Raw genomic sequence first — 1970 nt, forward strand, 5'->3', positions numbered from 1 at the left:
CGACACGATCTGGGTCAACATGGTCGAGGCCCACCGCCGCCTGCCGGAGCACATCAGGACGCAGATCCAGGACCTGCGCCGCCGGGGTCGAGGTCGTGGGGGACGCGGACATCGCCTTCGCCTCGGGGCCGGGCGCTCCGGCGGACGGGCTCGTGCTGATCGCGGGCACCGGCGCCGCTGCCGCGCGCGTGGAGCGCCGCAGGGCGGTCCGGGCCGTGGACGGAGACGGCTGGCTCCTCGGCGACGCGGGCAGCGGCTTCTGGCTGGGGCGCGAGGCGCTCCGGGCGGTTCTGCGCTCCCTGGACGGCCGTGGCCCGGCCACGGCCCTCACCGGGCCGGTCGGGGAGGTGTGCGGCGGCTGGACGAAGGAGCACGTCGTCGGGTACGGCTTCGGCGCCCACCCCGTCAGGCTCGCGGCGCTCAGCCCGCTCGTGGTGGACGCGGAGCGGGCCGGGGACGAGGTGGCCCGCGTGCTGCTCGACCGGGCGGCGGACGAACTGGCCGCCACCGTAGCGGCGTTGGCTCCGCGCCCGGGGGAGCCGCTGGTCTCCACGGGCGGTCTGATCGGCCCCGGCGGCCCGCTGCTGGCGCGGTTCGCCGAGCGGGTGGGTGTCCTGGGGCTGGCCCCGTCCCCGGTGCCGGACGGCGTGGCCGGTGCGGTGGCCCTCGCCCGACTCGTGTGACGACGCTCCGCGAGCGGCTCAGTCGGCGCTGTCCGGCTCCGTCGCCGACTCCGGCTTCGCGTGGAGGACGGCGCGGGCCTGTTCGGCGGCGCGGGCGGTGCTCTCGGAGACGAAGTCCAGGAAGCGGGAGATGTTCTGGAGGCGGTTGCCGACGGGGGTGCCGGGGCCGTGGACGCCGACGCCCTGCCGTGCGACATCGCCGATGTGGGCGGTGGAACGGGCGCTCGCCATCATCGACTGGTACCAGACGTCGTCGTCGACGACATAGCGCTCGCGGCGGCGTTCGTCGCGTTCCCTGCGGACCATGCCCTGTCCCTCCAGGAACGTGATCGCCTTGGAGACGGAGGCCGGGCTGACCTGGAGGCGCCCGGCGAGTTCGGAGGCCGTGAGACTGCCCGAGTCGGCCAGGCAGAGGCCGGCCATCACCCGGGACATCATCTTGGGCAGACCCGACTGCATCATGACGGTCGTGAACAGCTCCTCGTACTCGTGAACCGCCTCGGCGTCACCTCCGTGGGCCTGCGGACGCGCCCCCGGAGGCGCGGCCTGCCTGCGGCGGTGGGTGCGCCGCTCGGTGGCGCGGTGGGCGAGGTCGGCGCGGTAGGCGGTGGGGCCGCCGTTGCGCGTGACCTCGCGCGTGATGGTCGAGGTCGGGCGTTCGAGGCGCCTGGCGATCTCGGCGTAGGCGAGGCCGTCGGCCAGTCCCAGCGCGATCTGCTGACGTTCGGCCTGGGTGAGCCTGCCTCCGGGCATCACGGTCTCCTTCGTGGTCCGTCGAAGGCCCGAGCATAGCGTTCACCCGCTGTCCATTGCAACGAGCGACATACGGGCTGTTGCGTTATGCTCAGGGCCGTTGCAATGAATTCTCGGCATCTACCTGCGGCGATGCTGATTCTGCGCAACGAGTGTGTTGCCAGTTCTTCGAACGCAACGTAGCTTTCCAGTATCAGAAACAGCGGGTCGACGGAGCGCCCGCCACGGGAACAAGGAGAGCACCATGCAGACGTTCGCCACCACCGCCACTGTCTCGGCCTTCGTGAACATCCCCGCCGGGCGGATCCAGGTCATCGCCGCCGACCGGTCCGACGCCACCGTCGAGGTCCGCCCCGCGGACCCGTCCAAGGGTCGTGATGTGAAGGCGGCCGAGCGGACCACGGTGGAGTTCGCCGACGGCGTCCTGCGGGTCACGGGTCCGGAGGCGAAGAACCAGATCCTCGGCGGTTCGGGCTATGTCGAGGTGACCGTGCGGCTGCCGGCCGGCTCGCGTGTCGAGGCGAAGGGCGCCGA

General features: G+C 72.5%; 2 protein-coding genes and 1 pseudogene. 2 read left to right on the top strand and 1 reads right to left on the bottom strand.

Annotation, left to right across the window (positions count from 1 at the left end):
• The first annotated feature begins 95 nt into the window (after positions 1–95).
• The gene (locus AB0D99_RS35590) at positions 96–683 is read left to right on the top strand and encodes a BadF/BadG/BcrA/BcrD ATPase family protein (RefSeq protein ID WP_362372362.1); all 588 of its coding nucleotides are present in this window, start codon (positions 96–98) and stop codon (positions 681–683) included.
• Between the two features lie 18 nt (positions 684–701).
• On the opposite strand, the gene AB0D99_RS35595 is transcribed toward AB0D99_RS35590, so the two are convergent.
• A complete protein-coding gene (locus tag AB0D99_RS35595) occupies positions 702–1436 on the bottom strand; it encodes a helix-turn-helix domain-containing protein (RefSeq protein ID WP_362372365.1) in 735 nt (244 codons plus the stop codon).
• A 244-nt stretch (positions 1437–1680) separates the two neighbouring features.
• Between AB0D99_RS35595 and AB0D99_RS35600 the strand changes: the two are divergent.
• Positions 1681–1970: pseudogene (locus tag AB0D99_RS35600) on the top strand (hypothetical protein); the annotation flags it as partial.

It is taken from the genome of Streptomyces sp. NPDC047971, from assembly GCF_040653355.1.
Taxonomy (GTDB): Bacteria; Actinomycetota; Actinomycetes; order Streptomycetales; family Streptomycetaceae; genus Streptomyces.

What these genes read in the sequence shown, in the direction of transcription:
- AB0D99_RS35595 (WP_362372365.1), bottom strand. Translation starts at nt 1,436, where the DNA reads ATGCCCGGAGGCAGGCTCACCCAGGCCGAACGTCAGCAGATCGCGCTG.